This window comes from Micrococcus sp. HSID17227, assembly GCF_003989405.1.
Classification (GTDB): domain Bacteria; phylum Actinomycetota; class Actinomycetes; order Actinomycetales; family Micrococcaceae; genus Micrococcus; species Micrococcus luteus.
In genome coordinates this window covers 1-639 of sequence record NZ_RBLN01000498.1, presented here as the reverse complement: position 1 = coordinate 639, position 639 = coordinate 1, and the positions used below count along the sequence as shown (strand labels likewise).

Below are 639 nucleotides of genomic sequence, written 5' to 3'. Positions count from 1 at the left end.
GGCTGCGCCGTCCGCGCCGACCACCCGCGCGACGCCGTCGTGGACCCGGACCCGCAGCGGCCCGAGGGGGAACTCGCCGTCGCCGCAGCCGGCGGCGGCCATGGAGTCCGAGACGAGGATCCACCGCTCCCCGGCCTCCCGGGCGACCCGCCGCACCGTGGCCGCATGCAGGTGGACGCCGTCCACGATGGTCTCGATCCCCACGCGCGGGTCCTCCAGCAGGGCGACGGCCGGCCCGGGCTCGCGATGGTGGGTGGGCCGGCACGCGTTGTGCAGGTGCGTGGCCATCCGCGCCCCCGCGTCGATCGCCGCGCGCGTGGTCTCGTAGGAGGCGTCCGTGTGGCCGATCGCGACGACGACGCCCGCCTCCGCCAGCCGGCCCACCGCGTCGAGGGCCCCGGGCAGCTCGGGGGCCAGCGTGACCATCGCCAGGTGGCCCGCGCCGACCTCGACGAGGCGAGCGACGTCCTCGGGCTCCGGCGCCCGCAGCGACGCGGCCCGGTGCGCGCCGCAGTGCAGGGGCGAGAGCCAGGGACCCTCGAGGTGCACGCCGGCCAGCACCCCCTCTGCGCACAGGGGCGTCAGGGCCGTCAGCTGCGCCGCGAGCGCGTCGACCTCGTCCGTGACGAGGGAGGCCAA

1 protein-coding gene is annotated in these 639 nt (G+C 78.1%); it reads right to left on the bottom strand.

Annotated elements, in window-relative coordinates:
- Positions 1-639, bottom strand: a 639-nt coding sequence (locus tag D8M29_RS13720; RefSeq protein ID WP_370450182.1) for an N-acetylglucosamine-6-phosphate deacetylase, incomplete at both ends; no start/stop codon positions are given.